Consider the following 26800-nt stretch of genomic DNA (forward strand, 5'->3'; position numbering starts at 1 on the left):
GCGCCGCTTACCTTGGCGGCTCATTCACACAAACGTATGACGCGCAAATCTATTCCCGCTTTAGCCACGGCCATGTTTCTGCTGGCCGGCCCCACCGCCTTCGCCCAGAAAACCTACCTGCACTGCGGGCATCTGCTGGATGTGCGCAGCGGCAAGCTGCTGGCCCAGCAAACCATCGTGGTTGAGCGCGACCGGATTACGGCCGTGCAATCCGGCTATACCGCCGCCAGCGGCCCCCAGGACCAAGTCATCAACCTCGAAAACCGCACCGTGCTGCCTGGCCTCATCGACTGCCACGTGCACCTCGAATCCCAGTCGAGCCGCAATAATTTCCGTGAGCAGTTCACCCTTAACCCCGCCGATGTGGCTTACCGCGCCCAAGGCTACGCCCTCACCACGCTGCGGGCGGGCTTCACCACGGTGCGCGACTGCGGCGGCTCGGGCGTGAACACCAGCCTGCGCAATGCCGTGGCTCAGGGCCTGGTGCCGGGCCCGCGCATCTTCTCGGCGGGCATGGCCATTTCGGCCACCGGCGGGCACATGGACGAGAGCGACGGGCTGAACGAAGACCAGCTCACTAAGGCCGGCCACCCCATCTACCTCGCCAACGGCCCCGACCAGTGCCGGCAGGCCGTGCGCGAACAGTTCAAGCGCGGGGCCGACCTCATCAAAATAGCCAGCACCGGCGGCGTGCTCGACCTGAGCAAAGACGGCACCGGCGCGCAGTACACCGAGGAAGAAATCCGTGCCGTGGTGGAAACCGCGAAGGACCTCGGCATGCGCGTGGCCTGCCACGCCCACGGGGCCGAGGGCATCAAGCGGGCCGTGCGGGCCGGCGTGACCAGCATCGACCACGGCTCGCTGATGGACGACGAGGCCATCCGGCTCATGGCCAAAAGCCGCACCTGGTACGTGCCCACGCTCATCGCCGGCAAGTCGGTGGCCGATACCGCGCGGCTGCGACCCGGCTACTTTCCGCCCGTCATCGCCCGCAAAGCCCTCGATGTAGGCACCAAAATGCAGGGCACTTTCACCCGCGCCACCAAAGCGGGCGTGCGGGTAGCGTTTGGCACCGATGCGGGCGTGTACCGCCACGGCCAGAACGCCCGGGAATTCGGCTACATGACCGAGGCCGGGATGTCGCCACTCGACGCCATCCGCACGGCCACCCTCAACGCCGCCGAGCTACTGGGCGAAACCACCGATTTGGGAGCCATCGAAGCCGGCAAGCTGGCCGACATCGTGGCGCTGGACGGTGACCCACTCCAGGATATTTCGGCCCTGATGCGGCCAAAATTTGTGATGAAAGCGGGCGTGGCCTACCGGCAGGAGTAGCTATGAAATGTAGGGTGCGGGGCTTGCCCCCGCCCGTCGTTGAACGACGGGCGGGGGCAAGCCCCGCACCCTACTTCACTATTAGCTTACTTCCCGGCCATCTCGCGGTAGAGCGTGGTAACGCGAAACAAGCCGGTTTTGCGGTCAAAGTCGACTAGGCTTTTGTCGACGCGCAGCTGGCCCACGGCGGCGGCAAACCCCGGGCTGCTGGCCGCATAGGCTTCGCGCAGGTAGCGGGGCGTGAGCGGAAAAATAAGCCCCGTGAGGCCCCGGCTGAAGAAATAGCGGGTGCCGGTGCCGTTGGTGCCGCCCAGCGCGCCGTTTACGTTGGTGGAATTCTGGGAGTACACGCACAGCGTATCGGCGTATTCGAGCCGGTACTCCTCGTTGCGAAACAGGCGTGAGGTGCGGCCTTTCTCCGACACGTAGCCCCACACGCTGTCGGGGGCTACGCGCAGCTTGGCGGTTTTGGTGCCGCGCGGCACCACTACTACTAGCTGGCCGCGCTTGTCGGGGTAAAAGGCATCCAAGCCGGCGGGCTGGGGCTGCTTGCGGTGGTAGGCCGCGCCCGTGCGGTAGGCCCCGGGCGGAATGGTAAAGGTCTGGGCAGCGACCGGGCCGGCCAGCAAACTCAATACCCCTAGTAACAAGCGACGCGGAAGATTCATATCAGCTATTTGAGCCGTGAAGGTACGGGCCGCCCCGCCCCCATGGCGCGGCTACAGCCGGGGTTTCTGAATGTGGCGGCCATTGCCGAACTTTGGCCAGGGGAACTATCCCTGGCCCCGTAATCATTCCGCATTCATGAAAAAAACGTTGTTGCCGCTGCTGCTTGCGGCCCTCATTCTGGCCCACGGCACCGCGAGCGGCTGGGGGTTCTTCGGCCACCGCACCATCACCCAGATTGCCGTATACGAGCTGCCGGCCACCATGCAGGCCTTCTATTTCCGCCACATGGCTGAGGTGGTGCGCCTGAGCACGGCCCCCGATGAGCGCCGCAACGACGACCCCACCGAGGCCCCCAAGCATTACATCGACATGGACCATTACTCCGAAAACGACCCTTTCGGAAAGATGCCGCGCCAGTACGACGAGGCCGTGGCCAAGTTCTCGGCCGATACGCTCAAGAAGTACGGCACCGTGCCGTGGGTGATTATGGAGATGAAGGACAACCTGACCGAGGCCTTCCGCCAGCGCGACACGCTGAACATCGTGAAGTATTCGGCCGAGCTGAGCCACTACGTGGGCGATGCCTTCGTGCCGCTGCACACCACCGTGAATTACGACGGCCAGCTCACCGACCAGAAGGGCCTGCACAGCCTCTGGGAAAGCCAGCTGCCCGAGAAATATATCAACGACTACAAGCTGGACGGCGAGCCCGCCAAGTACGTGAAAGACCCGCTGGCCGCCGTGTGGGGCGTGCTGGCGCAGAGCTACGGCTTCCTGGGCGAAACCTTTGACCGGGCCAGCAAGATTGAGAAGGTGATGAAGCCCGAGGTGCGCTACACGTTCTCGCACAAGTACGGCAAAACCTCGCGCCGCTACTCCGATGCCTTCGCGGCCGAGTACGAGAAGGCCGTGGGCGGCATGGTCGACTACCGCCTTAAAGGCGCGCCCAACCTGGTGTCGTCGCTCTGGCTCTCGGCCTGGCAGGATGCGGGCAAGCCCGACCTCGGCGGCATGATGACGCCCAGCAAGCCCACCAAGGAGGAAAAGGAGAAGCTGAACACCGAAGTTTCGGCCTGGAAAAAGAACACCCTGGCCCAGGACCAGCTCCTGCTGGCCCAGCAAAAGGCGAAAAAGGTGGAAACCGTGGACGAAATCAAATCGGCCAAAGACATGGCCGAGCCGCCCGCCGAAGCCGAAGCGGCCCCGGCCCCGGTTACAGCCGCCCCAGCCGCCGCTGCTACGCCTCCCCCCGCCGCACCCGTGGAAAAGGTGAAAGTGAAGGTAAAAACCAAGGCCGGCAGCGAGAAAACCAAGCAGAAAACCAGCGCCCCGGCGTGGTAAGCCCCGCCTGGAATTAGCTCCGCTTTAAAAGCCCGCGCCCCGCAGCGCGGGCTTTTTTTGGGCCTGAACCCAACCGGCGGGGCCGGCTGGCCGTCTTACCTTGGGCCACTTTTCGGCCCCACCGCTATGCGTATATCCGTTTCTTCTGCCTGCCGACTGCTGCTCGGCCTGGGCCTGCTGGCCGCCTGCAACCAGGCCCCGCCGGCCACCGCCCCCACCGCCACCAAACCCGTGGTGCCCGGCCCCGACCTGGCCACCCTCACCGACAGCGCCGCGCCGGCTGCCCTGCTGGCCTACGGTAAGCAATACCCCGGCTCCGAGGTATTGGTGAAAACGCGGCTGGGCAACATCCGGGTGCGGCTCTACGACGACACGCCCATTCACAAGGCCAATTTCCTGCTGCTGGCCCGCAAGGGTGTGTTCGACGAAACCATGTTCAACCGTGTGGTGAAAAACTTCGCCGTGCAGGGCGGCCAGACCTACAACGCCCGCACCATCCGGCTGAAGCGCTACCGCCTGCCCCCCGAAATCCGCCCCGAGCACTTCCACCACAAAGGGGCCCTCGGCATGGCCCGCTACGACGACGAACAGAACCCCGGTCGCCTGTCCTCCAACACCGATTTTTACTTCGTGGTGGGCGAAAAAATGGCTCCGTTCCAATCGCAGGCCATGGCCGGCCGCAAGCTCACGCCCGCCCAAATCAAGGCCTACGCCACCGTGGGCGGCGTGCCCTCGCTCGATGGCCAGTACACGGTGTTCGGCGAAGTAATTGAAGGCCAGGATGTGGTCGACAAGATTTCCAACGAGCCCGTGGAGTCTGATAAGTGGCCCGTGAAGGACATCACCATGAAGGTGGAAGTGGTGAAGTAGCCCGGCGGGGGTCCCCGCCGGGCGGTTTGGAATTCCAACTCGGCAGCAGGGGTCCCCGCTGGGCAGTTTGGAGTTCCAACTCGGCAGCAGGGGTCCCTGCCGGGCAGTTTGGAGTTCCAACTCGATAGCAGGGGTCCCTGCCACCGAGTTTGGATTTCCAGGAGGGCAGCAGGGGTCCCCGCCGGCGGCTACACCCGCGGCTCCAGCTAAAGCAATTAAAAAGGCCCGCCCCCAGGGGGAGCGGACCTTTTCGTATCTGGCGCGGAAACAGTTTTCCGTGCGTGATTCAACAAACCTTATGCAAACAGCTTACCAAATTTTGGCGCGGGCCTCCGCCGAGCGCACCATCTTGTCGCCGTCCTTGCAGCCAAAGGCCTGGTGAAACTCCGGCAGGTTTTGTAGCGGGCCGTTGGCGCGAAACTGGCCGGGCGAGTGCGGGTCCGTCTGGACGCGCATCCGCATGGCTTCCGGGCGCATGTTGGTACGCCAGATTTGGGCGTAGCCCAGGAAGAAGCGCTGCTGGGGCGTGAAGCCGTCGATGCTCTTGCCGGCTTTGGCCTGCGGGGTTTTCAGGAAGGCCTGGTAGGCGATGGTGAGGCCGCCGAGGTCGGCGAGGTTTTCGCCCATGGTCAGCGCGCCGTTCACATGCACCGAGTCGAGCGGCGTGAAGGCATCGAACTGCTTGCTCACCACCGCGGCTTTGGTGTTGAACTTGTCGGCGTCCTCCTTGGTCCACCAGTCCTTCATATTGCCCTGGGCATCAAACCTCCGGCCCTGGTCATCGAAGCCGTGGGTCATTTCGTGGCCAATCACGGCCCCGATGCCGCCGTAGTTCACCGCGTCATCCGCTTTGGGGTCGTAGAACGGGGGCTGCAGGATGCCGGCCGGAAACACAATCTCGTTCACCAGCGCGTTGTAGTAGGCATTCACCGTGGGCGGTGTCATGGTCCACTCGGTACGGTCCACGGGCTTGCCGTACTTGTTCAGGTTTTCCTGCCCGGCAAATTCCTGGGCGGCAAACAGATTGTTCAGGTAGCTCTCGCGGCTCACGTTCAGCTTGGAGTAGTCCTTCCACTTATCGGGATAGCCGATTTTCACCGTAAAGGCATTGAGCTTTTTGAGGGCGGCGGCTTTGGTGGTGGCACTCATCCAGTCGGTGGCCTGAATGCGCTCGGCGTAGGCGGCCCGCAGGTTTTCCACCATCACCTTGGCGCGGGCTTTGGCCTCGGGCGAGAAGGCTTCGTCCACGTAGAGCTGGCCGAAAGCTTCGCCCAAGGCACCGTCGGTGGCGGCCTGGGCACGCTTCCAGCGGGGCTGCTGCTGCTTGGCCCCGCTCAACACCTGCGAAAACCGGAAGGCTTCATCAACATACGCTTTGGGCAGCGCCGGCGTGGCCGACGTGACCAGGTGCCAGCGCAGGTAGGTTTTCTGGTCGGCCAGCGGCTCGGCCACCAGCATGGTGTTCACTTCCTTGGCAAACTCGGGCTGCGCCACCACCAGGTCTTTGGCAGCAGTCAGGCCGTTGATTTTCAGGATGAGCGGGAAGTTGATGTTGGGGTAGTCCTGGGCGAGCTGCGCGAGGGTGCGCTTGTTGTACATGGCCGGAATGTCGCGCATGGCCACGCGGGTGCGGCTGGCCTGCGCCAGACGGGTTTCGATGCGCAGCACAGTGGCCGCATTCTTTTCGGCAGTAGCTGGGGCGTCGCCCAGCAGCTTAAATGTATTCGTCAGGTACGCCTGGTACGCCGTCCGGATGCCTTTCGAGCGGGCATCGTCCTTCACGTAATAGTCGCGGTCGGGCAGCCCCAGGCCCGCCTGGTTGAAGAAGGCCATGTACACGTCGTTCTGCTTGAGGTCCTGTAGCACCCCGAAGCCGTACCAGGAATTCCCCACGTGGGATTTGGGGTCGTTGAGCAATTGCTGCATGCCCGCCAGGTCGGTCACGGCCTCAATCTTGGCCAGGTGCGGCTGCAGGTACTTCAGGCCCGCAGCTTCAATGGCCACCGTGTCCATAGCCGCGCCGTAGAAGTCGCCCACTTTCTGGGCGTTCGAGCCCGGCTTGGCCGTGCGGTTGGCGGCGGCCTGGTTCAGGATGCGGCGCAGAATGGTGCGGTTGTTATCGGCCAGCGTGTTAAACGAGCCCCAGCTGGTTTCAGCCGCCGGAATGGGATTGTTTTTCAGCCAGGAGCCGGAGGTGTACTGGTAGAAGTTGTCGCACGGCGACACCGACTTGTCCAGGTTCGCCAACGACAGGCCCGTGCCACTGGTGGGCACCGCCACCGTGGTTTTTGCCTTGCCCGCACCGCTGGACTTGGTTTTAATCTTGGTTTGGGCCTGGGCCGTGCCAGCCAACAGCCCAAGCATGGTCGCCGACATAGTCGCGCACCGCACAAAGTATAATTGTTTCATAAATTGAAAAAAAGGGACAAAACCATTAATGCGGGCAAGGTAGACAATTATGTGATATCAATAGAAAATGGCCAAAACAAAAAGGAAGAATAAAGGAGTAGCAATAGTGCCAACCCCCTTATTCTTCCTTTTCAACCTCTCAGGAGGCGTTTATCAGCTTACCAGATTTTGGCGCGGTCGGCAGCAGAGCGCACCATCTTGTCGCCGTCCTTGCAGCCAAAAGCCTGGTGGAACTCCGGCATGTTCTGCAACGGGCCGTTGGTGCGGTACTGGCCGGGCGAGTGCGGGTCGGTCTGAATCTGCTGGCGCATAGCCTCCGGGCGCTGGTTTGAGCGCCAGATTTGGGCGTAGCCCAGGAAGAAGCGCTGCTCGGGCGTGAAGCCATCAATCGACTTGCCGGCCTTGGCCTGCGCCGTTTTCTGGAAGGCCTGGTGCGCGATGGTGAGGCCGCCGAGGTCGGCCAGGTTTTCGCCCATCGTCAGGTTGCCGTTTACGTGCACCGAGTCCATCGGCGAGAAAGCATCGAACTGCTTGCCCACCACGGCCGCTTTGGCCATGAATTTCTCGCCGTCTTCCTTGGTCCACCAGTCGCGCAGGTTGCCGCTGGCGTCCGACTTGCGGCCCTGGTCGTCAAAACCGTGGGTCATCTCGTGGCCAATCACCGCGCCGATGCCGCCGTAGTTCACCGCGTCATCGGCCTTGGGGTCGTAGAACGGGGGTTGCAAAATGCCGGCCGGGAACACGATTTCATTCATGCTCGAATTGTAGTAGGCATTCACCGTGGGCGGGGTCATGCCCCACTCACCGCGGTCAATCGGCTTGCCAAACTTGCTCAGGTTGTCTTTCGAAGCCCATTCGGCCGTGGCAAACAGGTTGTTCAGCGCGCTTTCACGCGAGATTTTCAGGGCTGAATAGTCCTTCCACTTATCCGGGTAGCCGATTTTTACGGCGAAAGCGTTGAGCTTTTTTAGTGCCTCAGCTTTGGTTTCGGCGCTCATCCACTCGGTGGCCTGAATACGCTCGGCGTAGGCGGTGCGCAGGTTTTCCACCATCACCTTGGCGCGGGCCTTGGCGGCGGGGCTGAAGGCCTCATCCACATAAAGCTGGCCGAAAGCCTCGCCCAATGCGCCATCGGTAGCACGCAGGGCACGCTTCCAGCGGGGCTGCTGCTGCTTGGCGCCGCTCAGCACCTGCGAGAAATGGAAGCTCTCGTCACCGTAAGCCTTCGGCAGGGCCGAGGTCACGCCCGACACCAGGTGCCAGCGCAGGTACTGCTTCTGGTCGGCCAGCGGCTCTTCCTTAAACATGGTGCTCACCTCTTTCAGGAATTCGGGCTGGCCCACGATGATTTCCTTCACGCCGTTCAGCCCGCTGTCCTTGAGGACCAGTGGGATGTTCAGGTTCGGGTAGTCGGCCGCGGCCTGCTCCACGGTCATCTTGTTGTAGTTCTTCTCGCGCTCGCGCAAAGCCACGCGGCTGCGCGACGCTTTGGCGAGGCGGGTTTCGATGCGGGTAACGGCGGCGGCGTTTTTCTCGGCCGTGGCCTGGTCGTCGCCCAGCATTTTGAACACGTTCACCTGATAGGTCTGGTAAGCGGTGCGAATGGCTTTCGAGCGGGCATCATCCTTCAGGTAGTAGTCACGGTCGGGCAGCGTGAGGCCGCCTTGGCCCATGCGCACGGCGTATTGCGTGCTGTTCTTGCTGTCCTGGCTCACGCCGAAGCCGTACCAGCCGGTCCCGAACGAGCGCGGGTCGGCTAGGTAGTGCTGCATGGTGGGCAGGTCGTTGATGGCCGCAATCTGGTTGAGGCGCGGCTGCAAATACTTCAGGCCGGCTTTTTCGATGCCCATCGAATCCATGGCGGCGGCGTAGAAGTCGCCCACTTTCTGGAGGTTGGTACCGGGCTTGGCCATGCGGTCATTAGCGGCTTTCTCCAGAATGCGGCGCTCGATGGCCTGGTTGTGGTCGGCCAGCTCATTGAAAGCGCCCCAGCGGGTTTCGGCAGCTGGGATGGGGTTGTTTTTCAGCCAGGTACCCGAGGCAAACTGGAAGAAGTTGTCGCAGGGCGACACCGACTTGTCCATGTTGGCCAGCGAGATGCCCGTGCCCGTCTGGCCCACGTTGGCCGGCACGGTGGTTTTGTGCTTGCCGTCGCTGCTCGACTTGGTTTTGATTTTGGTCTGGGCCTGCGCCGCACCGGCGGCGGCCAAACTCAGCATGGCTGCCGAAAGCGCAACACGGCCTGTAAAGGAGTATTTGGACATAATTAATTGAAAAGAGAAAGAACTAGAAACAAAAAAGAACGTCATGCTGAGCTTGCCGAAGCATCTCTACCGCGCAAGTAATCAATTTTACTATTGCGGTAGAGATGCTTCGACTTTGCTCAGCATGACGTTCTAAGGTTTTCGCTCAAATCAGCCGGCTTACCAGATTTTGGAGCGGTCGGCCGTGGGGCGCATCATCTTGTTGCCGTCCTGGCAGCCGAAGGCTTTGTAGAACTCCGGCATGTTCATCAGCGGGCCGTTGGTGCGGTACATGGCCGGCGAGTGCGGGTCCGTCTGCACCTGCTGGCGGATGTACTCGTCGCGGGTGTTGGTGCGCCAAATCTGGCCGTAGGCGAGGAAGAAGCGCTGCTCGGGCGTGAAGCCGTCGATTTTCTGCTGCGCTTTGGCCTGCGGAGTTTTCTCAAAAGCCTGGTAGGCGATGGTGAGGCCGCCGAGGTCGGCGAGGTTCTCGCCCATCGTCAGCTTGCCGTTCACGTGCACCGAATCGAGGGGCGAGAAAGCATCGAACTGCTTGCCCACGATAGCGGCTTTGGCGTTGAATTTCTCGGCATCTTCCTTGGTCCACCAATCTTTCAGGTTACCCTTAGAGTCATACTGACGGCCCTGGTCGTCGAAACCGTGGGTCATCTCGTGGCCAATCACGGCGCCGATGCCGCCGTAGTTCACCGCATCATCCGCCTTCGCGTCGAAGAAGGGCGGCTGCAGAATGCCGGCCGGGAACACAATCTCGTTCATCGGCGGGTTGTAGTAGGCGTTCACCGTGGGCGGGGTCATGCCCCATTCGTTTCGGTCAATCGGCTTACCAAACTTGCTGATTTCCTCCTGGTTGGCCCACTCCTGAGCGGCAAACAGGTTATTCAGGTAGCTCTCGCGGCTGATGTTCAGCTTGGAATAGTCCTTCCACTTGTCGGGGTAGCCAATCTTCACCGTGAAGGCGTTGAGCTTGGTCAGGGCCTCCTTTTTGGTGGCGGCGCTCATCCAGTCGGTGGCCTGAATGCGCTCGGCGTAGGCCACGCGCAGGTTCTCAATCATCTGCTTGGCGCGGGCCTTGGCAGCGGGCGAAAACGCCTTGTCCACGTAGAGCTGGCCGAAAGCCTCGCCCAGGGCGCGGTCCGTCGAGCCCAGCATGCGCTTCCAGCGCGGCTGCTGCTTTTTGGCCCCGCTCAGCACTTTGCTAAAGGCAAAGGCTTCGTCGCCGTAGGCCTTGGGCAGGGCCGCTGTGGCGCTGCTCACCAGGTGCCAGCGCAGGTACTGCTTCTGGTCGGCCAGCGGCTCGTCCTTCAGGGCGGCGCTCACCTCTTTCATGAATTCGGGCTGGCCCACGATGACTTCCTTGGCTGCGCCCAGGCCGCCGTCCTTCAGCAACATGGGCAGGGCCAGGTTGGGGTAGGCGGCGTTGGCATCGGCCACCGTCATCTTGTTGTAGTTGGCGTAGGGGTCGCGCAGGTCCACGCGGCTCTTGCTGGCCTTGGCCAAGCGGGTTTCGATGCGGGTAACGGCGGCGGCGTTTTTCTCGGCTGTGGCCTGGTCATCGCCCAGCATCTTGAAGATGTTGACCTGGTAGTTCTGGTAGGCGGCGCGAATGGATTTCGAGCGCGCATCGTCCTTTAGGTAGTAGTCGCGGTCGGGCAGCGAAAGGCCGCCCTGGCCGAGGTACACGGCATACTGGGTGCTGATTTTTTCGTCCTGCCCCACACCCGAGCCAAACCACACGCTACCGGCGTGGGCTTTGGGGTCGGCCAGGAATTTCTGCTCGTCGGCCAGGCTGTTGATGGCCATGATGCGGTCGAGGTGCGGCTTGAGGTACTTCAGGCCGGCGCTTTCAATGGCAGCAGAGTCCATGGCCGAAGCGTAGAAGTCGCCTACTTTCTGGGCATTCGAGCCCTTGGTGGCTTTCGGAGCATTCTTGGCCGCCTGCTCCAGAATGGCGCGCAGGGTGGCGTTATTGTTGTTGGCCAGCTCGTTGAACGAGCCCCAACGCGACTCCGCGGCCGGAATCGGGTTGTTTTTGAGCCAGTTGCCCGAGGCGTAGTGGAAGAAGTCCTCGCAGGGCTTCACCGACGGGTCGATGTTGGCGATGTTGATGCCGACGCCTTTCTGGGGGGGCGTGGGGCCGGTTTTGGTGGGTGGGCCGGCGGCTACCGTAGCAGCCAGGCTGCCCAGGCCGAGGGCGGCCAGACTCAGCCGGCGCACAAGAGAAGTTGAAAACATGAAGTGTGAAATTGTTGGGTTGGGAGTTGAGGCCGTGAAGTTACAGACACGGAGCAATAAGGGCGGTTGCACCAATGCCGCAAAGATTGGCACAGGTTCCGGAATATTAGCACGGGCTGCAATCAGCCGGGAAAATTGTCGCGCCGCACCCTCCCCTACCCGTAACTTGCGCTCTATGCCGCTCTACAACCGCCGTCCCGAACTAGCGCCCCCGCCCGCCCCGGCCCCCCTGGGCCTGGCCGAGCTGCTGAGCTATGTGCGCCTGGCTCTTCAGCAGCAGCTGGCCGAATCCTACTGGGTGGTGGCCGAAGTTTCCGACCTCACCCTGCCCCGCTTTGCCGGCGCGCACTGCTACCTCACCCTCACGGAGCAGGGCACCGACAGCCGCGGCATGCCCATGAAGGCGCAGGCCCGCGCCACGCTCTGGAGCCAGCGCTACCAGCAGCTGGCCCCCGCGTTTGAGCGCGCCACCGGCCAGCCGCTGCGCACCGGACTCAAGCTGCTGCTGCGGGTGCATGTGCGCTTCCACGAGCAGTATGGCCTGAGCCTCGACGTAGTGGCCATCGACCCGAGCTACACCGTGGGCGAGCTGGCCTTATTAAGGATGAAAACCCTGCGCCAGCTGGAAGAAAAAGGCCTGCTGGAGCGCCAGAAGCAGCTCCAGCTGCCGCTGGCTCCGCAGCGGCTGGCCGTTATTTCCTCGCCCACGGCGGCCGGCTTTCAGGATTTTGTGCAGCAATTACAGGAAGCGCCCTATGACTTTGCGCTCACGCTGTTCCCGGCCGTTATGCAGGGCGACGACTCTCCGGCCAGCATCCGAGCGGCGCTGGACGGCATCCGCGCCCGGCGCGGGCAGTTCGATGCCGTGGTGCTCATCCGGGGCGGGGGCAGTCGCACCGATTTGCTGGCTTTTGATGAATATGGCTTGGCGGCGGCCGTGGGCGCGTTTCCGCTGCCGGTACTCACGGGCATCGGCCACGAGCGCGACGAAGCCCTGGTCGACCTCACCGCCCACCGCGCCCTGAAAACGCCCACCGCCGTGGCCGTCTTTCTGGTCGAGCGCCTGGCCCGGCTGGAAGCGGCCGTGCTGGGCCTGGGCGAGCAGGTGGTGGCCCTGGCCCGCCGCCAGCTCAGCCAGAACCACGCCCGCCTCGACCAGCTCAGTGGCCGGGGCCGCTACGCCGCCCACCGCCAGCTCGACGCTGCCCGCGATGCCCTGCGCGCCCGTGCCCACCAAGCCACCCAAGCCCCGCGCGAGCAGCTCCGGCAGCTGGCCGTGGGCCTTGGGCGCTTCCGGCACCAGCTGCCCCGCGCCGCCCGCCGCACCCTGGCCCGCGAGCAGCGCGGCCTGCGCCAGCGCGGCCGGGTACTGCTGCGGCGCTTCGGGCGGCACCACCAGCGACGGCGCGAGGCCCTGCTGCGCCAGCGCTACCAGCTGCAGCTGGCTATGGAGCGCCAGCTGCATCGCGCCGAGCTGCGGCTCTGCCAGTTAGCTGCCAGCAATGAGCTATTGGCCAGGATAAAGCTCCCCAACCAGCCCGTGACTGGCCAACCCAACAAACGCTAATTTATTATTGATAACTGAAATACATGACTTACCGCGAAGCCATTGAGGAGCTTGAAACCATTCTCCGCGCCCTGGAAACCGATGCCGTGGACGTGGACGACCTCACCACCCGCGTAGAGCGCTCGGCGGAGCTTATCCGCCTATGCCGCCACAAGTTGCGCCACGCCGAAGCCTCGCTCGACCGCGTATTTGATACGCTGGACGAAGAGGAAGAAACCGAGGAGCCCGCCGACCAGGAGGACGATGAGGAAGAAACCGACGACGAGGATGACCACGACCACCTGCCCGGCGGCCCCGGCCGGGGCTGGTAAATATTTTTGGATGGTGATGCCATTATTCGGGCACACCGCTATATTTGACATCTCCATCCAATACAAACTTCTTTTTTTTCAATTTTCCCCACTAATACCTTATGTCATTTTTTGGAAGCGAGGGCAAGTCCATTGACCACGACAAAGCCGGTGAGTGGACCAGCAGCTTTCGCAAGGCAAATCCCAACAAAACCATTGCGCATTTTTTTGGCCGCGATATCCTGACGGACATTCTCAACCAGGAAGGCTGCCGGGGCATCCGCTTCTACTACGGCTCCGATGGGGGTGTGGCACAGCTGATAGCCGTGGGAGCCGATGAAAACGAAAACGACCAGCTGGACGAAAACCACATTGTGGCCGACGAAGCCCACGCCTGCCCAAGCAGCTGCAGCCAGCCCAACATCCTTAATGGCAGGGAATAGCCCCTCTTTCCAGCTTTCTTAGCACGCTTTTCATTTTCCCAACGGCCATCCTCCTTTATATGGGAATTGCGCAAGTACATGTTTTAACGTCGTGGCTAATGACGTTCATGCAACTCAGCATTCTGGTGCCGATGGTGGTGGTATGGCAGCGGCGGAAGCATTTTCCGCCGCCCGTGAAGCTGCTGAGCTGGTACGTGTACATATCGGCTTTCTTTGTAATAAGCGCCCGTTTAGCAGCAATTTACCTGCACAACAACTTGTATTTTCTAACCGGGTTCAATGTGACGAAGATGCTGCTTTTTGCGGCAGTGTACCGGCTGGTACTTACGTCTCCAAGAATGCGACGGGTGCTGACCATAGCCACTGTAGTGGCCCTTTGCACGGTAGCCGGAGCGCTGGCCTTCGGGGCGGCACAAGCCTTGCCCGTGAGCCGGGTAGTGCAATGTGCCCTGTTGGCGGGCTTTGCCCTGGCCTACCTGGAGCAGCTCCTGAACCGGGCCGATAATAGAAGGCTGAGCCAGGACTCCCTGGGGTTGCTGAGCCTGGGCCAACTCATCTATTCGGCCACCACGGTGTCGGTATTCAGCCTCGAGGTAGCAATCCAGGATTCCTGGCCCGTTTTCCACCTGTTTTCCGACATCTTTATGGCGAGTGCCGGCCTGGCTCTTAATTACTTTCTGACGCTGGCTTTTTTGCGGGCCACCCCCGATATTCCGGCCCCGGCCGCAGTTGCCGTGGCTGGGGGCCGGCTGGTTGTTTCCTGAATTCGCACAGCCCAAAGCCTCAAAACAACCTACTATGCCTGCCTGCCATTTGTTTCTAACCCCCGTAACCTGAACCGTCTGCTCTACGCTACACTCCTGCTGCTCTTGAGTATCTGACCCGGAGTCTCCTTTTTCTTTTTTTTGCGCGCCTCCTCTGCCAGGTGCCCTCACGTGACAAATCTTCTACCCTTGTTACTCCTCACTCCTACTTTGCTCTTGCTGGTGCTTGGGCTGGTGTGGTTTGTGGTACGGTACCAACGAGGGCAGCTGCGCCAGCAGCAGGAGTTGGCGCAGGTGCAGGAGGCCGCGCAGCAACAGGCGCTGGCCGCCGCGCTGGTGGCCCAGGAAGACGAGCGCCAGCGCATTGCCGCCGAGCTGCACGATGGCGTGGGCACCATTCTGGCCCTGGCCAAGCTGCACCTGTACGCGCCCGGCAGCCAGCCCTCGCCCGAGGCCAGCGCGCTTATTGACCAGGCGGTGGCCGAGGTGCGCCGCATTTCGCGCAACCTCCAGCCGGCCACGCTCCAGCAGCTGGGCCTGGCCCAGGCGCTGCGGGCGCTGGTGCAGGCCGTGCCCACCGACAATGGCCCCGACGTGCGCCTGGAACAGGTAGGCCCGCTGGGTCGGCTCATTCCGCCGCACGAGCTGATGGTGTACCGCATTGCCCAGGAGCTCCTTACCAATGGCCTGATACACGCCGAGGCAGCGCACATCGTGCTGCACGTAGCCACCGTGCCGGGCCTGCTCACCCTTACTTATTCCGACGACGGCCAGGGTTTCGACCTCGCGGCCCTGGAAGAGCTGCCGCCCCCCGGCCCCCACGGCCAGCCCGTGGGCATGGGCCTCATTAACCTGCGCAGCCGCGTGGCGGTGTTGGGCGGCCAGCTGCATTACCATTCTGAGCCCGGCGTGGGTACCCGCGTCGAGGCCGTACTGCCCGTCACGCTGTTGCCGGCGGGCACGCCAACCCCTTCTTTTTCCCTTAACTCATGACCGCCATCTCCGCTTCCGCCGCCGGGCCCGTGCCCGTGCGCCTGGCCATTGTCGACGACCACATTCTCTTCCGCAAAGGCTTGCGGGCCTTGCTCAGCGGCTACGCGGGCATTGAAGTGGTGTGCGAGGCCGGCAACGGCCAGGAACTGCTTGAACTCCTGGACCAGGGCAGCAACCCCAACGTGATTCTCATGGACATGCAAATGCCCATTCTCGACGGCCTGCAAACCACCCGCCTGCTGCGCACCCAGTTTCCGGGGGTGCGCGTGGTCATCATCTCCATGCACGACGACCCCTCCCTGGTGAGCACCGTGCTGGCCGAGGGCGCGCACAGCTACCTGGTCAAAAACACCTCGCCCGAGGAAATGCGTAGCGCCGTGCTGGCCGCCGCCGCAGCTGGCACGCGAGCCTAAACGGCTCCGATTATCAATAAAAAAGCGCGCTTCCTGCCAGGCAGGGAGCGCGCTTTTTTTGGGTCGCTGAAATGCTTCGCGGAGGACTACAGCGTGGCCGAGAGGCCCACGGTGAAGGTCCGGCCGCGGTTGAAGAAGCCCTGTAGCAGCGATGGGTTGGTGGCCGAGGTGCTGGCGGGCACATCGGTGATGTAGAACTCGTTGAGCACGTTGAGCATGGAGCCTTTGATGCCGAGGCGGATTTTGTCGCCGAACAGGCGCTTGGGCAGGTCGTAGCCCAGGTGCAGGTCGAGGTTGCGCGAGGTGGGCACGCGGTAGGTATCGGTGCGGCTGGCTTCGTTGAGCAGGGTCACCGGGTCGAAGCCGGCGTAATACTTGGTGAAGAGCAGGAACGAGGGACGAACGTAGAAGTTGTTGAACGGCTCGTAGCGCAGGCCAATCTGGAACTGGTTCTGGGCGGCATCGCCCACGTGTACGCCTTTGAGGTAGATGGGCTGGTCGACGGCACCCACCTGCACGTTGTTCACGTCAAACTGGTTGACCACACCGTTGCCGGCCCAGCGCCAGTCGCCGAGGCTGATGGCGGCGTTGAGCTGCAGCCGGCGGCTAATTTCCTGGGCCACGCTCATCTCGATGCCCATGTGACGGGCATCCACGTTGCGCACGTTGTTGGTGACGGCCGCATCGCCGGTGCCGCTGATGGAGTTGCTGGTTTTGTTGGTCCAGTAAGTGTAATAGGCATTCAGGGTCACCTTCAGGCTGGGGTAGCTAATGCCATAGCCCAGCTCCAGCGAGGTAATGCCTTCGTTACGAATGTCGTTATACTTCTGCCCGGTGTTGCTGAACACAAACTGGTAGAACGGCACCTTGCTGTTGTAGCCCACGTTGGCAAACAGGTTATCGTGCTCGGTCAGGTTGTAGTTGGCGCCGGCCTTCACGCTGTAGCCGGTGATGTTCACCCAGTCATTTTCCTGGTAATGACCGTCGGCGTTGGTGTAGCGCTGGCCGTTCACCACCACGGGGGCGGCGCCGTAGGGCACGTCGTAGTTTTTGCCATCCACGGTCACCTGCTTGGCCTGGAAGTAGTCGATGCGCGCATAGCTGATGCGCGAAACCGTGCCACTGACCACCGCCGAGAGCAGCGGCGTTTTGTATTCGAGCTGGCCGTAGCCGCCCAGCCAGCCCGTTTTGCTGTCGTTGTAGAAGCCGAATTTGTCGCCCACCCGCAGGCGGGTGCTGGCGTCGACGTTGCGGTTGATGCTGTTGCCAGTGCCCGTGGCGTAATCGCCGCCCAGCAGGTCCCGCACTTCGCGGTAGTGCTTGCCGTAGTAGTAGCGGGCATCCACGCCGGCCGATAGCGTGAGGCTGGGCTTGAGCAGGTAGTCGAACCCGGAAACCACGCCGTACCAGCTGTGCGAGTTCACGTTATTGGCCAGAAACTGCGTAGACTGGCGCTGGCCGTCGGCCTTCAGGTTTTTGTAGTTGGTGTCGTACACTTTCTGAATATCGTCCTGACCGGCCGCGTCCACGGGCAGCGTGCTCGACGTGCCCGCGCCCTGCGAGCCCCCACCCGTGCCCTGGGAACCATACAGGACCGTGGAGACGAACAGCCGGTCGGTCACGTTCCAGAAGTGGTTGAGGTTGACCTGGGGCTTGAAGAAATAGTTTACCCGCTCGTTCACCACTTCCTGGCCGTTGCTGATGCGTTTGCCACTGGCATCCAGCGTGTAGCGGTCCAGGTAGCCCCAGCCTTTGTTGTACTTAAAGCCCTTATCGCCGGGCAATACGGGGGTAGCGCCAAGTTCCCGGGCCTTGTCATTAGAATACGTCCCAATCTTCTCGCCAAACGGAATGCGCTGGCCGTGGCTCTGGGGCGAGCCCATGCCCGTGAGGGAAAAAGTGTGCTTGCCGATGCGCTTGCTCACGGTGCCGAAGAAGGTCCAGGCATCATCAAAGGTCTTGTCCACCCAGCCGTCTTGGGTGCGGCGCGCGCCGTAAGCCGTCACGGCCCAGTCGCCCTTGAGCTGGCCGCTGCTGAGCATGAGCGAGTATTTCTGGTAGTTGTTCGAGCCGCCTTCCACGCGGGCCACCACGGACCGCTTGTCGTCGAAGCCCTTGGTGAGCACGTTGATGGTGCCGCCTACGGAGGGCACGGTGATTTTGGAAGCCGAAAGGCCGCGCTGCACCTGCAGGGATTTGGTCACGTCGCCCAGGTCCCAGTTCGACCAGTACACCTGGCCGTTCTCCATGTCGTTCACGGGCACGCCGTTGATAAGCACGGCCACGTTGCGCTGGTCGAAGCCGCGCACGTTGATGCGGGAGTCGCCGGTGCCACCGCCCGCGCCCTGGGTGGCGTACACGCCGGGCGTCTCGTTGAGAATCATCGGCAGGTCGCGGTTGGATAGGGTTTCGCGCAGCTTCACCTCGTTCACGGCCGCGAAGGCCACGGGCGTTTCGCGCTCCTGGGCCTGGCTGGCCACCACCTGCACCTCGTCGAGGCTGGCGTTGTCGGAAGCCAAGGTGAAAGAGGCCACCACGCTTTGGGTCGAGATTTTGACCGTTTGGGTAGTGGGCTTGTAGCCGATGAAGCTGGCTTGCACCGTGTAGCTGCCGGCGGGCAGGTTGCTCACTTTGTAGCTACCGTCGGCATCGGCCCCGGCCCCGGTGCTTTTGCCGTTGCCGGTTACCTGCACGGTGGCGCCGGGCAGGGTTTCGCCGGTCACCTTATCAAGCACGCGCCCGCGAATGGAGAACGTGGTTTGGGCCAGGGCGGGCAGGGTAAGCAGAATGACTAAAAAAGCAGTAACGAAGTGCTTCATACCTATTTAAATACTCCCCGGCACATTCCGGGACAACAAATATACAGATTAGCCGGGGCCGGCAGTAGTGTCCTGCCCGTAAAGGTTTGATGAAGAAAAAAAAGTATGCTCCCAACCCGAATCCGGCAAGGGCCAGCCACAGCAGCAGGGCCAGGCATGCCGGATTGTTGGCCGGGGGCGCTAGGTTTGTAGGCTACTACTTCTGCCCACCCTTAGTATCCTCCTTTCCGCATGTCTTTCCAGTTACCGTTTTCGTACCGACTCGTTCGGTTTCACCCTGTTTTTAGTCTGTTGCTTTTTGCCCTTTGGGGCCGGCCGGCACAGGCCCAGTTTTACTACCTCGACCTCAGCCAACAGACGCTGAGCCTGCCCGACCGCGCCGTGTATGTGGAGCAGGTGGTGGACGGACGGCCGGGCAAGCCGGCCATTGGCACGGTGTACCGGGGCTTGCAAAACCAGCAGCAGGCCGTGATTTTCCGAAAAGGCCTGGAGCCCACGCTCACGGAATACCTCCAACAACAGTTCCCCCGCCGCGCCACCGACCACGCCGTGGTGCTGTGCGTGCGGCAGTTGGTGGTGAATGAAATGATGCGCGCCTTTGCCGAAACGGCCAGCGCCGATGTCTCGGCCGATGTATATGCCCACCTGCCCGATGGCTACCATTTTGTGCGCACCGTGGCCAGCCACATCGACGAGCGCGCCCTCGAAACCACGGGCCGCCACGCGCACCACCTGGCCGGGCTGCTGCAACAGTGCCTGGCCCAGCTGGCCGATGCCGACTGGGCGAAGGCCGCGCAACGCCCGGCCCGCACCCTGGCGCAGCTGCCCACCGAGCAGCTGCCAGCCGCCGCCAAGCCCGCCATTTTGCGCACGGCCACGCCCAAAGCCGGGCCTTACAAAACCTTCGAGCAGTTTCTGGCCAACCAGCCCGAGGCCATTCCGCTGGCTTTCGACACCGTGCGTGCCCACACGGCTGGCTGGGAAGGCACCGTGCTGATTCGGCCCAGCGTGCGCAACCTCAACGGGGGCCACACGGCCTTGCCTAAAGCCTGGGGGTTTTCGGATGGGCAGCAGCTCTACGTGCGCTACCGCAACCACTACCGGCCGCTGCACCGGCAGGGTAGCTTTTTCACCTTCGTCGGCCCAGCCCCATTTGACATGGCGGCTGCCAACAAACGCGCCTGGGGCTACAACGTGCCGCGCGCCAACGGCATGGGCACGCGCACCCCGGCTACCGGCAATACCTTGCCCTCCACCGGTGCCGAAGACACCAGCGGCCTGCCCATGGTCTTCGCCCTCGACATGCACTCGGGTGAGCCCATTCCCTACCCGCTGCCCGGCCAGGCCCAGCGGGCCGACACCGCTTTTATGTACGTGTACCGGCCGCTGGGCGGGAGCCCGGAAGCGCTACGCGTTTTCATGAATGACCGCGAAGCCGGCCAGCTGCGGCCCGGGCAGTACCTGGAGCTTTTTTCGCCACACTTTGCGCACGCCGTGCGCCTGAGCGCGGGCACGGCCAGCGGCCCGGCTTTCTATTTCGTGCCCAATACCGCCAGTGCCAACTACCTCAAGCTGGTACCGTCGGGCACAGCCCTCACGCCGTGGCAGGCCATGCCCACGCGCCAGGGCGAGGCCGAGGTAGATGCGCTGGAAAAGCCGCGCAAGTAACCGGCGCGGGCTCTGGGCGCTACCCCAGCTCCACGGCCGGGTCCCAGAACAGCTTGTCGAAATCCAGCACGCGGTCGGTATCCACGCGCACGCCTTCGGCTTCCAGGGCTTCCTGCATGGCGGTGGGCGTGGCAAAGTGCATCCGGCCGGTGAGGTGGCCCAAGCGGTTGACCACACGGTGGGCCGGGATACTGGCATCGGCGTGGGCGGCCATCATGGCGTAGCCCACGGTGCGGGCCCCGTGCCGCGCCCCGAGGTAGTGCGCGATGGTGCCGTAGGTGCTCACCCGGCCCGCCGGAATGAGCCGCACCACTTCGTGCACGTCCTGGAAAAAATTGCGCGGCTCGGGCGCGGCGGAGGCAGTTGGCTTCATCGGGACGAAGATAGTTTCGGTCAGGGTGATGCCAGCTTACGTCTATTTATAGGACAGGCAAGCAACCTTTTGGCCGAAATTTGCACTATGTCCTTTCGGGGCGGCGGGTGCACACCTGCTAAACAGATGCCTCACGGGTTGATTTCAAGTCATCGGCCCTCCCCGAACATCTGCCCCCCGCCGCACGTTCTTGCTTACTATGCCATTGGAAACCAACACCGCTGCCCCACCCAAAACCTGGGATACTACCACCACCACGCCCCCGTCGGCCCCGGCTCCTGAGCCTGCGCCGCGCCCGGCCCCCTCGGGCAAACGCGGCTGGCTGGGCTGGCTGATAGCCGTCCTCATCATCGGCGGCATGGCCTGGGCCAAAATGAAATATTTCCCCAGCCCCACGGCCGGCGAAAAGGGCGGCGGCAAAGGCGGCGCAGCCGGAGCCAAAGGCGGCAAGGGCGGCGGTGCGGGCGGCCCCGGAGCCAAAGTCCCGGTGCAGGTGTACGTGGTGGCGGCCACGCGCCTCTCCGACCAGGTGGCCGCCACCGGCTCCATCATCGCCGACGAGTCGGTGACCATTCAGAGCGAGATTTCGGGCAAGATTACCAGCCTCAACATTCAGGAAGGCAAGCCGGTACGCAAGGGTCAGTTGCTGTTCACCATCAACGCGGCCGACGTACAGGCTCAGCTGCAAAAGCAGGAATACAACATCAAACTCTACCAGGACCAGGAGAAGCGCCAGCGTACCCTGCTTCAAAAGGAGTACATCAGCCAGCAGGAGTACGAGCAGAGCAACAACGCCTTGCTCACGGCTCGGGCCGACTTAGCTGCTCTGCGCGTGACGCTGCAAAAAGCTTACGTGCGGGCTCCGTTCGACGGCATTCTGGGCCTGCGCAATACCTCGGTGGGCGCGTATGTGTCGCCGGGCACGGCCATCACCACGCTCTCGCGGGTGCAGCCGGTGAAAGTCGATTTCAACGTGCCGAGTCGCTTCGCGCAATCGGTGCGGGTGGGCGACCCGGTGCTCGTGACCGACGAAGCCACGACCAAAAAAATCGAAGCCAAAGTCTACGCCATCAACCCGCAGATTGACCCGGTGTCGCGCACGTTGCCGGTGCGGGCCATCTACGCCAATAAAAATATGGAGCTGCGCCCCGGCGGCTTCGTGAAAGTGAACCTGGAGCTGGGCGAAACTGCCGAGGCCCTGCAAATCCCCACCGAGGCGGTGGTGCCCGTGGCCAGCGGCTACACCGTGTTCACGGTGAAGAACGGCAAGGCCGCCATTCAGCCCGTGAACATCGGCGTGCGTTCGGATAAGGTCATCCAGATTACCAAAGGCTTGGCTGTGGGCGATACCATTATCCGCACCGGCATTTTGTCGGTGAAGGCGGGTGACCGGGTGAGCATTCAGAAGTAATTGCAGGAACATCATGCCGAGCGCAGCCGAGGCATCTCGCTCGCATCGTTGCAAAAATTGAGTTACGTGTTGCACGCGAGACGCTTCGGCTACGCTCGGCATGACGTTCTGTTAATTCCATTTAACCTATGAGCCTTTCCTCCGTCAGTATCAACCGGCCGGTCCTCGCCATTGTGATGAGTCTGCTCATTGTGATTTTCGGCGCTATCGGCTTCCGTTCGCTCGCCATCCGCGAGTACCCAAGCGTCGACCCGCCCATCATCACGGTGCAGACAAGCTACACCGGCGCTTCGGCCGATGTTATTCAAAGCCAGATAACTGAGCCGCTCGAAGAGGGCATCAACGGCATCGCGGGCATCCGGAACCTGTCGAGCACCAGCCGCGACGGGGCGTCTACTATTACGGTCGAGTTCGACCTCGGCGTGGACCTGGAAGCCGCCGCCAACGACGTGCGCGACAAGGTATCGAGCGCTCAAGGCCGCCTGCCGCGCGACGTGGACCCGCCCACTGTAAGCAAGGCCAACGCCGATTCCTCCCCCATCATCCTCAGCTACCTGAGCAGCTCCTCCCGCACCCTGCTGGAGCTAACGGACTACGCCAACAACGTGCTCAAAGAGCGCCTGCAGACCATTCCCGGCGTGAGTGAAATCCGGGTCTGGGGTGAGCGCAAATACTCCATGCGTCTCTGGCTGGACCCCGTGAAAATGGCCGCCCTCGGTATCTCGCCCGTGGATGTGCAGCAGGCCCTGGCCCGCGAAAACGTGGAACTGCCCAGTGGCGCGGTGCAGGGCCAGAGCACCCAGCTCTCGCTCCGCACCATGGGCCGCCTGGCATCGGTGGCGGACTTTAATAACCTGATTATCCGCAACGACCCCACCTCGCTGGTGCGCCTGACGGACGTGGGCTACGCCGAGCTCTACCCCGAAAACGACCAGACCATCCTGCGCCGCAACGGCATCCCGATGGTGGCCGTGATGGCCATTCCGCAGCCCGGCGTGAACCAGATTGCCATCACCGACGAGTTTAACAAGCGGATGAAGCAATACCAGAACGACCTTCCCAAGGACTTGAAGGTCAGCACTGGTTTTGATAACTCCGTGTTTATCCGGGCTTCGATTGCGGAGGTGGAGGACACGATTATCGAGGCATTTGTGCTGGTGGTGGTCGTGATTTTCCTGTTCCTGCGCGACTGGCGCTCCACCATCATTCCGGTGGTGGCCATTCCGGTGTCTCTGATTGGCATTTTCTTCGTGATGGACGTGATGGGTTTCACCATCAACGTGCTCACGTTGCTGGCCATCGTACTGGCCATCAGCCTGGTAGTGGATGATGCCATTGTGGTGCTGGAGAATATTTACAGTCGAATTGAGGAAGGAGAAAGCCCGCTCGAAGCGGCTAAAAACGGCTCGGAAGAAATTCTGATGGCCGTTATTTCCACCACCATCGTGCTGGCGGCGGTGTTCCTGCCGGTAGTGTTTTTGTCGGGCATCACGGGCAAGCTGTTTCGCGAATTTGGGATTGTGCTGGCCGGCTCGGTGCTGATTTCGGCCTTCGTGTCGCTCACGCTTACCCCGATGATGTGCTCAAAGTTGCTGAAAAAGGGCGGCGACCACAACTGGCTGTACCGCAAGACCGAACCCTTTTTCCAAAGCCTCACCAATGGCTACCGCAACGCCCTCATCGCTTTCCTCGACCGGCGCTGGCTGGCCTGGGGCATGGTGGCCCTGACGGGCGTGGGCATCTGGTTTTTCATGAAAACCCTGCCCACCGAGCTGGCCCCAGTGGAAGACCGCAACCGCCTCAGCATCAACGCCACGGCTCCAGAAGGCGCATCGTTCGAGTACATGGACGGCTACATGGGCGAGCTGACCAAGGTGCTGCAGGACAGCTCGCGGGAGGATGCCGATAACATTCTGACCGTGACCTCGCCCGGCGGCGGCAGCAGCGGCGGCGCGGCGAACTCGGCCATCGCCCGCGTGCTGCTAAAGGACCCCACGGACCGGCCGCACTCGCAGCAGCAACTGGCCGACATCCTCACCGCGACGGTGAAAAAATACACCGGAGCTCGCGTGTCAGTTTCTCAGGACCAGAGCATTAGCTCTGGCGGGGGCGGCGGTAAAGGCGGCGGCCTACCGGTGCAGTTTGTGGTGCAAACCCAGGATTTCGAGAAACTGACGGCCGCCGTGCCCAAGTTTCTGGAAGCCGCGCTGGCCGACAAAACCTTCAGCTTCGTGGACGTCAACCTGAAATTCAACAAGCCAGAGCTGCGCGTGGTGATTGACCGCGAAAAGGCCCAGAGCCTGGGCGTGAGCGTGCAGGACATTTCGCAGACCTTGCAAGCCGGCCTAAGCGGGCAGCGCTACGGCTACTTTATCCGCAACGGCAAGCAGTACCAGATTATCGGCCAGGTGGCCCGCGAAGACCGCAACCAGCCGCTCGACGTGCGCACCCTGAACGTGAAAAACCGCAGCGGCAAGCTCGTGCAGCTCGACAACGTGATTCGCCTCGAAGAAAAGAGTACGCCGCCCCAGCTCTACCGCTTCAACCGCTACAACGCGGCCACGTTCTCGGCCTCGCTGGCCAAGGGCAAAACTTTGGGCGAAGGCATCGCCGCTATGCAGGCCATCGCCGATAAAAACCTGGACGACTCGTTTTCGACTTCACTCTCGGGCCAGTCGCGCGACTTTGCTGAAAGCTCGTCATCGGTGCTGTTCGCCTTTGGCCTGGCGCTGGTGCTGATTTACCTGATTCTGGCCGCGCAGTTTGAAAGCTTCCGCGACCCCGGCATCATCATGGTGACGGTGCCGCTGGCCCTTTCAGGCGCGCTGTTCAGCCTGTGGTATTTCAACCAGACCATGAATCTATTCTCGCAAATCGGCATCATCATGCTGGTGGGTCTGGTGACGAAAAATGGTATTCTCATTGTGGAATTCGCCAACCAGAGCGTGGAGAAAGGCGCTGATTACATGACCGGCTTGATTGAAGGCTCGGCGGCTCGTTTCCGGCCTATTTTGATGACCAGCCTGTGCGCCGTGCTCGGCATTTTGCCCATTGCGATGGCGCAGGGGGCGGGCGCGCTGGGCCGCCGGGCCATGGGCATTGGCGTGGTGGGCGGGCTGCTGTTTGCCACGGGCCTCACGCTGTTCGTGGTGCCGGTGATGTACTCGTATTTCGCTACAGCTAGGAAGCATAAGCCGAAAGTGGCGGAGACTGAGCCAGAAGCAGTAGTGGCTTAGCATGGCCGCTAACTCCCCTCCTTACCAAGGAGGGGATGTTCGAGCCGAAGGCTCGGACGGGGGTGGTTGTGGGCGTTGAACGGTGCGGAATATTCGTTCAGTCAATCCCAACGCCCACAACCACCCCAGCTGACGCTTCGCGCCAGCGTCCCCTCCTTGGTAAGGAGGGGAGTTTGATGTTCTGATTTTCCTTTCATGAAATTCCCTCAGCTTCTTTTCCTTTCCCTCCTCCCCTTCGGCGTGATGGCCCAGCAGGTGCCCAAGGCCCGGCCCAACCAGCTGGCGCGGCCGGCTTCGGTGGCTACGGCCCCGGCGCTCTCGCTTCAGGAAGCCATTGCCGAGGCGTTGCAGCACAACTATGGCATCTTGCTTTCGCGTCAGGATGTGCAGATTGCGGAGAACAACGTGACCCGGGGCAACGCCGGCCAGCTGCCCAACATCAACGCCAACCTGACCCGGACGTTCAACCACAATAATATCACCTCAACGGTGGGCGATAACGCGCCCCGCGTTATTAACGGCGGCACGTCGAACCTGCTGAATTCAAACGTGACGCTGGGCTGGACGATTTTCGATGGCTTCGGGATGTTCATCGCCTACGACCGACTGAAAACCCTGCGCCAGCAGCAGCAGCAAATCACGCGCGCTACGGTGGAGGAAACCGTGGAAAACGTGACCAACGCCTACTACGACGTGGTGCGGCAGGCCGGCAAAATCACCTCGCTGGAAGAAGCCCTGAAAATCGGTCAGGCCCGCATCGACCTCACCCAGGCGCAGGTGGATGTGGGCGTGAGCGCCAAGGTGGAAGTGCTGACCGCCCGCGTGGATTACAACGCCGACCGCAGCCTATTTCTGCAACAGCAGCAGGCCCTGGCGGCAGCCAAAATCACCCTCAACAACCTGCTGGGCCGCACGCCGCGCCAGGATTTCGAGCCCAGCGACAGCCTGACTGTGACCCGCGACCTGCGCGAGGACGTGATTACGGCGGGCATCAAGGCCAACAACCCGCGCCTGGCCCAGGCCCGCCTGGGCGTGGACGTGGCCACCTACGACCGCAAGCTGATAACGGCCTCGCGCTTCCCCCAAATCGGGCTGGTGACGGGCTACGGCATCAACCGCAACATCAACAACGCGCAGTTTATCACGCTGCCCACCGGCCCGGTACTGAGCACGAGCATCAACAACACGGTAGGCCTGAACTATGGCATCACCGCGTCGGTGCCGATTTTCAACGGCTTCAACATCCGCCGGCAGGAGCAGAACGCCCGCGTAGTGGAGGAGCAAAGCAAGCTCAGCCTGGCCCAAACCGACTTACAGCTCGATGCCAACGCGGCCACGGCATTTGCCCAATACCAGAACTTTATCCAGCTGCTCGACCTCGAAGAAACCAACATCCAGTTGGCCCGCCAGAACGTGGACATTGCCCTGGAGCGCTACCGTCTGGGCCTGCTCACGCCCCTGGCCCTGCGCGAGGCCCAGCGCAATGAGCTCGCTGCCGAAACCCGCCTGCTGGACATCCGCTACTCGGCCAAGCAAGCCGAGATTGCGTTGCGGCGGCTGAGCGGCGGGCTGGTGCAGGCGCCGTAACTGTCATTGCGAGGCCGCAGGCCGCGGCAATCCGTCCTCGCATGAGCGACCAACCCCGAGTTGTGACAAAGCATTTTTCAACAACAGAAAGCCCCAATACCGCGAAGTATTGGGGC

General features: G+C 62.2%; 19 protein-coding genes. 13 read left to right on the forward strand and 6 right to left on the reverse strand.

Annotation, left to right across the window (positions count from 1 at the left end; all coding sequences use genetic code 11):
* Window positions 1-36: 36 nt before the first annotated feature.
* Complete coding sequence (locus AAFH49_RS01575) at window positions 37-1335, forward strand: metal-dependent hydrolase family protein (RefSeq protein WP_342295476.1); 1299 nt, start codon at window positions 37-39, stop codon at window positions 1333-1335.
* An 86-nt stretch (window positions 1336-1421) separates the two neighbouring features.
* On the opposite strand, the gene AAFH49_RS01580 is transcribed toward AAFH49_RS01575, so the two are convergent.
* Window positions 1422-2003, reverse strand: a complete 582-nt coding sequence (locus AAFH49_RS01580) for a hypothetical protein (RefSeq protein WP_342295477.1) — start codon at window positions 2001-2003, stop codon at window positions 1422-1424.
* Window positions 2004-2139: 136 nt separating this feature from the next.
* Here AAFH49_RS01580 and AAFH49_RS01585 point away from each other — a divergent pair, with 136 nt between their 5' ends.
* On the forward strand, window positions 2140-3345 hold the full coding sequence (locus AAFH49_RS01585) for a zinc dependent phospholipase C family protein (protein ID WP_342295478.1): 1206 nt from the start codon (window positions 2140-2142) through the stop codon (window positions 3343-3345).
* A gap of 126 nt (window positions 3346-3471) precedes the next feature.
* Window positions 3472-4215 carry a peptidylprolyl isomerase gene (locus AAFH49_RS01590; RefSeq protein WP_342295479.1) on the forward strand — a complete coding sequence of 248 codons (744 nt, stop codon included), beginning with the start codon at window positions 3472-3474 and terminating at the stop codon, window positions 4213-4215.
* 309 nt (window positions 4216-4524) lie between these two features.
* Here the strand turns inward: AAFH49_RS01590 and AAFH49_RS01595 are convergent, their stop codons facing one another.
* From AAFH49_RS01595 to AAFH49_RS01605, 3 genes are all read right to left on the reverse strand, one after another.
* On the reverse strand, window positions 4525-6624 hold the full coding sequence (locus AAFH49_RS01595; RefSeq protein WP_342295480.1) for a M13 family metallopeptidase: 2100 nt from the start codon (window positions 6622-6624) through the stop codon (window positions 4525-4527).
* A gap of 158 nt (window positions 6625-6782) precedes the next feature.
* Window positions 6783-8888 (reverse strand): M13 family metallopeptidase, encoded by a 2106-nt coding sequence (locus AAFH49_RS01600; protein ID WP_342295481.1) that lies wholly within the window; start codon window positions 8886-8888, stop codon window positions 6783-6785.
* Window positions 8889-9047: 159 nt separating this feature from the next.
* Window positions 9048-11120, reverse strand: coding sequence for a M13 family metallopeptidase (locus tag AAFH49_RS01605; protein ID WP_342295482.1), 2073 nt, complete (start codon window positions 11118-11120; stop codon window positions 9048-9050).
* Between the two features lie 175 nt (window positions 11121-11295).
* Here AAFH49_RS01605 and xseA point away from each other — a divergent pair, with 175 nt between their 5' ends.
* The 6 genes from xseA to AAFH49_RS01635 all read left to right on the forward strand — a co-directional run bounded on the left by xseA (window position 11296) and on the right by AAFH49_RS01635 (window position 15590).
* Window positions 11296-12687 carry an exodeoxyribonuclease VII large subunit gene (xseA, locus tag AAFH49_RS01610; RefSeq protein ID WP_342295483.1) on the forward strand — a complete coding sequence of 464 codons (1392 nt, stop codon included), beginning with the start codon at window positions 11296-11298 and terminating at the stop codon, window positions 12685-12687.
* 23 nt (window positions 12688-12710) lie between these two features.
* A complete protein-coding gene (gene xseB, locus AAFH49_RS01615) occupies window positions 12711-12998 on the forward strand; it encodes an exodeoxyribonuclease VII small subunit (RefSeq protein ID WP_342295484.1) in 288 nt (95 codons plus the stop codon).
* A gap of 101 nt (window positions 12999-13099) precedes the next feature.
* Window positions 13100-13420, forward strand: coding sequence for a hypothetical protein (locus AAFH49_RS01620; RefSeq protein ID WP_342295485.1), 321 nt, complete (start codon window positions 13100-13102; stop codon window positions 13418-13420).
* Window positions 13421-13518: 98 nt separating this feature from the next.
* Entirely contained in the window at window positions 13519-14184 is a 666-nt protein-coding gene (locus AAFH49_RS01625) for a hypothetical protein (protein WP_342295486.1), read from the forward strand.
* 189 nt (window positions 14185-14373) lie between these two features.
* A complete protein-coding gene (locus tag AAFH49_RS01630) occupies window positions 14374-15177 on the forward strand; it encodes a sensor histidine kinase (protein WP_342295487.1) in 804 nt (267 codons plus the stop codon).
* Complete coding sequence (locus AAFH49_RS01635; RefSeq protein ID WP_342295489.1) at window positions 15174-15590, forward strand: response regulator; 417 nt, start codon at window positions 15174-15176, stop codon at window positions 15588-15590. The genes AAFH49_RS01630 and AAFH49_RS01635 overlap by 4 nt, the downstream gene beginning before the upstream one ends.
* An 86-nt stretch (window positions 15591-15676) precedes the next feature.
* Here AAFH49_RS01635 and AAFH49_RS01640 read toward each other — a convergent pair whose 3' ends face one another.
* Window positions 15677-18409, reverse strand: coding sequence for a TonB-dependent receptor (locus tag AAFH49_RS01640; protein ID WP_342295490.1), 2733 nt, complete (start codon window positions 18407-18409; stop codon window positions 15677-15679).
* 291 nt (window positions 18410-18700) lie between these two features.
* On the opposite strand from AAFH49_RS01640, the gene AAFH49_RS01645 reads away from it, so the two are divergent.
* Window positions 18701-20077 carry a hypothetical protein gene (locus AAFH49_RS01645; protein WP_342295491.1) on the forward strand — a complete coding sequence of 459 codons (1377 nt, stop codon included), beginning with the start codon at window positions 18701-18703 and terminating at the stop codon, window positions 20075-20077.
* 19 nt (window positions 20078-20096) lie between these two features.
* On the opposite strand, the gene AAFH49_RS01650 is transcribed toward AAFH49_RS01645, so the two are convergent.
* Window positions 20097-20450 carry an MGMT family protein gene (locus AAFH49_RS01650; protein WP_342295492.1) on the reverse strand — a complete coding sequence of 118 codons (354 nt, stop codon included), beginning with the start codon at window positions 20448-20450 and terminating at the stop codon, window positions 20097-20099.
* A gap of 199 nt (window positions 20451-20649) precedes the next feature.
* Here AAFH49_RS01650 and AAFH49_RS01655 point away from each other — a divergent pair, with 199 nt between their 5' ends.
* The 3 genes from AAFH49_RS01655 (at window position 20650) to AAFH49_RS01665 (ending at window position 26684) form a co-directional block, all read left to right on the forward strand.
* Window positions 20650-21861 (forward strand): efflux RND transporter periplasmic adaptor subunit, encoded by a 1212-nt coding sequence (locus AAFH49_RS01655; protein ID WP_342295494.1) that lies wholly within the window; start codon window positions 20650-20652, stop codon window positions 21859-21861.
* A 128-nt stretch (window positions 21862-21989) separates the two neighbouring features.
* On the forward strand, window positions 21990-25097 hold the full coding sequence (locus AAFH49_RS01660) for an efflux RND transporter permease subunit (RefSeq protein ID WP_342295495.1): 3108 nt from the start codon (window positions 21990-21992) through the stop codon (window positions 25095-25097).
* A gap of 195 nt (window positions 25098-25292) precedes the next feature.
* Window positions 25293-26684, forward strand: coding sequence for a TolC family protein (locus AAFH49_RS01665; protein WP_342295497.1), 1392 nt, complete (start codon window positions 25293-25295; stop codon window positions 26682-26684).
* Window positions 26685-26800: the final 116 nt, after the last annotated feature.

Origin of the sequence: Hymenobacter segetis, from assembly GCF_038448715.1 — a bacterium.
GTDB classification, from domain to species: domain Bacteria; phylum Bacteroidota; class Bacteroidia; order Cytophagales; family Hymenobacteraceae; genus Hymenobacter; species Hymenobacter segetis.

Bases quoted from the DNA above. Each gene is read 5' to 3' on its own strand.
- AAFH49_RS01665 (WP_342295497.1), top strand. From the start codon at position 25,293: ATGAAATTCCCTCAGCTTCTTTTCCTTTCCCTCCTCCCCTTCGGCGTG.
- xseB (WP_342295484.1), top strand. From the start codon at position 12,711: ATGACTTACCGCGAAGCCATTGAGGAGCTTGAAACCATTCTCCGCGCC.
- AAFH49_RS01650 (WP_342295492.1), bottom strand. From the start codon at position 20,450: ATGAAGCCAACTGCCTCCGCCGCGCCCGAGCCGCGCAATTTTTTCCAG.
- AAFH49_RS01585 (WP_342295478.1), top strand. From the start codon at position 2,140: ATGAAAAAAACGTTGTTGCCGCTGCTGCTTGCGGCCCTCATTCTGGCC.
- AAFH49_RS01620 (WP_342295485.1), top strand. From the start codon at position 13,100: ATGTCATTTTTTGGAAGCGAGGGCAAGTCCATTGACCACGACAAAGCC.
- AAFH49_RS01595 (WP_342295480.1), bottom strand. From the start codon at position 6,624: ATGAAACAATTATACTTTGTGCGGTGCGCGACTATGTCGGCGACCATG.
- AAFH49_RS01580 (WP_342295477.1), bottom strand. From the start codon at position 2,003: ATGAATCTTCCGCGTCGCTTGTTACTAGGGGTATTGAGTTTGCTGGCC.
- AAFH49_RS01655 (WP_342295494.1), top strand. From the start codon at position 20,650: ATGCCATTGGAAACCAACACCGCTGCCCCACCCAAAACCTGGGATACT.
- AAFH49_RS01575 (WP_342295476.1), top strand. From the start codon at position 37: ATGACGCGCAAATCTATTCCCGCTTTAGCCACGGCCATGTTTCTGCTG.
- AAFH49_RS01635 (WP_342295489.1), top strand. From the start codon at position 15,174: ATGACCGCCATCTCCGCTTCCGCCGCCGGGCCCGTGCCCGTGCGCCTG.
- AAFH49_RS01600 (WP_342295481.1), bottom strand. From the start codon at position 8,888: ATGTCCAAATACTCCTTTACAGGCCGTGTTGCGCTTTCGGCAGCCATG.
- AAFH49_RS01605 (WP_342295482.1), bottom strand. From the start codon at position 11,120: ATGTTTTCAACTTCTCTTGTGCGCCGGCTGAGTCTGGCCGCCCTCGGC.
- AAFH49_RS01590 (WP_342295479.1), top strand. From the start codon at position 3,472: ATGCGTATATCCGTTTCTTCTGCCTGCCGACTGCTGCTCGGCCTGGGC.
- xseA (WP_342295483.1), top strand. From the start codon at position 11,296: ATGCCGCTCTACAACCGCCGTCCCGAACTAGCGCCCCCGCCCGCCCCG.
- AAFH49_RS01660 (WP_342295495.1), top strand. From the start codon at position 21,990: ATGAGCCTTTCCTCCGTCAGTATCAACCGGCCGGTCCTCGCCATTGTG.
- AAFH49_RS01640 (WP_342295490.1), bottom strand. From the start codon at position 18,409: ATGAAGCACTTCGTTACTGCTTTTTTAGTCATTCTGCTTACCCTGCCC.
- AAFH49_RS01625 (WP_342295486.1), top strand. From the start codon at position 13,519: ATGACGTTCATGCAACTCAGCATTCTGGTGCCGATGGTGGTGGTATGG.